The sequence below is a fragment of the Pandoraea sp. CB10b_02 genome (genome assembly GCF_002216225.1).
Classification (GTDB): domain Bacteria; phylum Pseudomonadota; class Gammaproteobacteria; order Burkholderiales; family Burkholderiaceae; genus Pandoraea; species Pandoraea nosoerga.
Genome location: NZ_NJGW02000046.1, coordinates 1 through 4,485 on the forward strand (window position 1 = coordinate 1; position 4,485 = coordinate 4,485).

Genomic DNA, 4,485 nt, shown 5'->3' on the forward strand with positions numbered 1-4,485 from the left:
TCGCGTCGTAATGCAGCACGCTGCGAGAAAGCCCGACAAGCCGGCAGGCGCGGCGCTCGGAGAGGTTGACCTTCTCCCGAATCGCCGACACCGCTTCGCGTTTGGCTTGCGGGCTCAGGGCTTTCCCTTGACGACGACCTTCAACGCTTCCATATCGAGCATTGCTTCGGCCAGCAGTTTCTTCAGCCGGGCATTCTCCACCTCGAGGTCCTTGAGCCGGCGGGCTTCCGAGACTTCCATGCCGCCGAACTTCGCGCGCCAGGTGTAGAACGACGCGTCACTGAACCCGTACTTCCTGCACAGTTCCTTGACCGCCATACCGGCTTCGGCTTCCTTCAGAAATCCGATGATTTGCTGTTCCGTAAATCGCTTCTTCATGTTCGTCTTCTTCTCCGAAAACGAACTTTACTAGACTCCGGCTGGCCCTGTTTGTAGGGGGCAGGTCAAAGCGCACTCAGATTCCCGGCCTCCATGATGATGCTGCGCGCCATTTGGCGTGACAGTGTTTTTGAGTTTCTGGTGGAGGCGGTAAGCTTGATGCGAGACCTTGGACTGCAAAGGCAAGATTGAGCGAGGCGCCGAAGAAAAATACAAACGACGTGATGATCGCGATCATTACTCGTTTGAGAGTCGAATCTAGGCGAAGTAGGCTTAGAGTCGAAAGTGCCGTGATAATGGCTGAGGCGAGAAATATGGTTCCGGCGACAATGACCGCCAAGCTGTCACGCCAATCGCCGAAATGTAGCAGCCGCCGCCAGCATAGTGGTGCGACACCTGCGCAGACGTACACGGTCAGCAGTCCGGCACGAATATCAATTCTTCTCTTTTGTGCGCCCATTACGTCACCACACCAGGTTCCGAAAATTGAATTCAAAGCCCGTCACGACGAAGTACATTGAGGGCGCTGGCTGTCCGGTGCTGGTACACAAGTAAACCGTCGGCTGACAAAGTCTGATCAGGGCTAGGTTGGGAGTCTAACTGCAATGCTTTGTTGGCTGCGGTTGCCAATACGGAGACATTGTCGAGTCGACGGTCTCGCCCGTCGGCATCGAATGTAATCCCGGCGCCTGCGAAGGCGCAAATACAGCGTTTCCTGCTGCATTCATCAACAGCACTGCGATGGATAACGCGCAACTCGGTGAGCAAGCGCCTTTGATTCATTTGGCTGCTCTTATGCGGAAAGACTGGTTGCGTACGACGCAATCAGACGTCGAGGCGCGTGCACTTTTGTGCGCGACCATCTTTCAGTGCTGGCCCAAATGGGTGAGATCCCGTTTGTCGAGAAAGCATCGGCCAATGGCTCGCATAGGGATGACCCGTGATGTCCGGGCGCCTCAATATAACAATACACGGCCATCGCAATAGGCTATTGCGAATAATTTTTGAGATAATTTGAAGAGGTTGCAGAAGGGCATTGGCGATGCATATCAGGTAACGTAGTCGTGTTATGAGCCTCAATATGGGTGTTGGCCCATATTGAGGGGCTGTCTTCGGACTCATACTTGCCACGCTTGATTCCTCGGATGGCGTTACACCGGACATGCTCATGATGCATCGTATTCCTGCACTGCTGAAGCCACAGACAAAGCACCTCTTCTCTAAGTGGCCCTTTCGCGCTTCGCTGCTTAGCCGATACATTTTTGCGAACATTGGTTTGCCACTTTGCGGAGCAGTTGCCGCGATTGCCTTTGCTGTGGATGTTCTTGCCGGCTCGCCTGAGCTTGCAGGTTTGTTCGGCACTCTGATTGACGGCAACGTTGTGTGGGCCGCTGGCACTCCTTTGGCAGTTTTTGCTCTTTTGTTCGTCCTCGGCGCGAAGGAACTTTCGCATTGGGGCGCATTACTTGCTGACTGTGCGTCGTTTAGCGTGCATGAATCCATTGCGCCACTCTCGGAACTTTTGCTTGCCGGAGGGCTCGCGTTACTTATAATCCTCGCCCTGCGAGTCGTTGTACGGCGCTCCTCACGGTCGTTCGCGAAAGGCGTCGTCCTGCGATCAATTGGTACGCTTTCGGCATCAGCACCTTTGGGGTTGCTTTCGTTTTTCCATGTATCGCGGATGCATGTTGTCCTGCATGCGCCTAGCGCTAAATCGACAGGCGTTTTGCTTGTTCTTGGCCTATCTACATGGAATCTTCTGCGACCCTCGCCGGGTAAAGTTGCTGTTCCCTGCCCAGAAGACCTTCGTCAAGCACGGCTGATTGCCGACCAGCATTCGCGCAGCGATGCGGGGCTTATGCTTATGGGTGACAAGAGTCTCTTGTTCTCTGCGTCGAAGGCATCGTTCCTCGCCTATGCCAAGTGCGGGCGGACTTGGGGCGCCCTCTACGATCCTGTCGGCCCCCGCGAAGAATGGCAGGAACTGGTCGCGGCATTTATCGCATTATCAAAAAAGCACGGCGGAACGGTTGCGTTCTATCAGGTGCACCCCGAAGCACTCCAGATTTACGTGGATGCAGGTCTGACACTCATGAAAGTTGGCGAAGATGCTTGGCTCGATTTGACTGCGTTCGCCATCGAGGGGGCGCACCGATCTCACCTTAGGTATGCGTTGAGGCGAGGGCAGAGAGATGGTTTGAGTTATCGACTGGTGCCAGCCAATGAGGTGGCGAGTGTCCTGTCGTGCGTTGTTTCCGATGCTTGGCTGAATCACCGCTCTGCGTCTGAACGATGTTTCTCCATCGCTGCCTTTGAGGAGAACTTCATGAAAAGGCACTCCGCGATTGTTGTCTACCGAGACAATGCCGCCGTTGCGTTTGCGAGTTATATGTTGTCCGGCGATGGTGGTGAGGCAACTACAGGCGTTATGCGCGTGATGCCAGATGCGCCGGCGTGCACGATGGAGTACCTTTTTACGAATCTTGCGTTTGAGCTTAAGGCTTGTGGTCTGACGAGATTCGGTTTGGGCGTTGCCCCCTTCTCTGGGATTAAACGATTCCCCGGGGCTGCGCCATGCAATAGCATCGGGTACGTCATTTCGCGCCACGGCAGCAAACTATATAACTTCCGCGGTTTGCGTGCGTTTAAAGAGAAATTTCTCCCCAACTGGACCCCGCGATATCTTGCGGCGAGTGGGGGCTTAGGGCTGTACAGGGTGCTTTTTGCCCTCCCGAGTCTGACGGGGGCAGACGCTCATGAAATTTAGATACTTGCTTCCTATTGCGGCCTGCCTACTGGTAATCGGCCTATCTCTGACGCCGAGCGGGCGAAAAATCGATGGCGGTCGATTTGGGAAGATTCATATTTCTTCGGTCGTTGGCAGTCCAACCGGCGTGACATTCTTGTTCTCGTCCGCAGATGGGTGGTCCGAGCGGGACCGGAATGTGGCGCGGGAGCTGGCCAAACACGGTGTTTTAACTATTGGCATTGATAGTCGCAGTTACCTGTCGAGGATTGCCGGTGAGAAGGCCGATTGCCAATACCTTCCCGGAGATGTCGAATTCATCAGTGAACAGCTGCAGAGGGCATTTTCGACAGATATCTACCATACGCCCGTTGTGGCAGGCTTTGGCGCAGGCGCACGCATTGCGGAGGTCATTCGCGATCAGGCCCCGGCAAATACGGTGCTGGGTGCGATTGTATCGAAATCTGATTCTGAGCCTCAGCTTCCCGTCTCCCTATGTAATGCATCCACATCCGGGCGGGTTCGCCGCCCTGAATTTTTGGACACACTGCTCCCCGAAGATGCTGGCGGGCTTGCTGCGGCAGTTCTGATGCGCACACCATCGCGCTTAAAGGGGGCGGCAAAGTCGCCCTTGGCGACTCTCCCGCTCATTGAGCTTCCCGCGTCAGCTAAGGGGGGGGGGCGGCTGGCGGTGGTAATGTCGGGGGATGGGGGATGGCGCGATCTGGACAAAGAGATTTCCGAGCACCTCAGGCGCGATGGCGTGTCCGTCGTCGGGTGGGACAGTCTTCGATATTTTTGGAGTGAAAAGACGACAGACCAGATTTCGAAGGCACTTGGTGAGGTGCTCGATCACTATACTAAAGTGTGGCGAGCGCCGAAGGTCACGCTGATCGGATACTCGTTCGGGGCGAGCGTCCTACCGTTTGCTTACAACCGGTTGCCAGATCGTATTAAGGCTCATATCGATCAAATCGTCCTCATGGCCCCCGGGGCGACCGCTGACTTTCAGATCCGTGTGTCCGGATTGCTTGGTGTGGCCCCTCGAGCAAGCGCAGCAAGTGTGCGTGAGCAGGTCGCGATGATGCCCACCAAAGACGTGCAGTGCTTCTATGGGGCTGATGACACCCAATCCGTATGCCCCGCGCTACTTCAAACTCACGCCGAAGTGATACGCACTGCAGGCGGCCATCATTTTGATGGGAATTATCATGCGATCGAAGGGAGAATCCTTTCGTTCCGTCGTCCGATGCCTGAAGAGAGGCTCTGGAGCGGCCCCACGTATCTGAGGACACAAGGACTCTCTTAAAATAACGGATAGTCTTGTGCCTATCAGTAAGCCTAATCATTACGTGGAACCC

The 4,485-nt window shown here is 55.2% G+C and carries 3 protein-coding genes and 1 pseudogene; 2 read left to right on the plus strand and 2 right to left on the minus strand.

The window, feature by feature from the left end; genetic code table 11:
* Both CDN36_RS22435 and CDN36_RS22440 read right to left on the minus strand, forming a co-directional pair.
* A pseudogene (locus CDN36_RS22435) lies at positions 1-378 on the minus strand (transposase); the annotation flags it as partial.
* Between the two features lie 76 nt (positions 379-454).
* Complete coding sequence (locus CDN36_RS22440) at positions 455-838, minus strand: hypothetical protein (protein WP_287497981.1); 384 nt, start codon at positions 836-838, stop codon at positions 455-457.
* A 708-nt stretch (positions 839-1,546) separates the two neighbouring features.
* On the opposite strand from CDN36_RS22440, the gene CDN36_RS22445 reads away from it, so the two are divergent.
* Entirely contained in the window at positions 1,547-3,145 is a 1,599-nt protein-coding gene (locus CDN36_RS22445; RefSeq protein WP_287497982.1) for a phosphatidylglycerol lysyltransferase domain-containing protein, read from the plus strand.
* The gene (locus CDN36_RS22450) at positions 3,135-4,433 is read left to right on the plus strand and encodes a virulence factor family protein (RefSeq protein ID WP_287497983.1); all 1,299 of its coding nucleotides are present in this window, start codon (positions 3,135-3,137) and stop codon (positions 4,431-4,433) included. Before CDN36_RS22445 ends, CDN36_RS22450 begins: the two co-directional genes overlap by 11 nt.
* Positions 4,434-4,485: the final 52 nt, after the last annotated feature.

Excerpts from the sequence above, each read along its gene's own strand:
- CDN36_RS22450 (WP_287497983.1), top strand. The coding sequence starts at position 3,135 with ATGAAATTTAGATACTTGCTTCCTATTGCGGCCTGCCTACTGGTAATC.
- CDN36_RS22445 (WP_287497982.1), top strand. The coding sequence starts at position 1,547 with ATGATGCATCGTATTCCTGCACTGCTGAAGCCACAGACAAAGCACCTC.
- CDN36_RS22440 (WP_287497981.1), bottom strand. The coding sequence starts at position 838 with ATGGGCGCACAAAAGAGAAGAATTGATATTCGTGCCGGACTGCTGACC.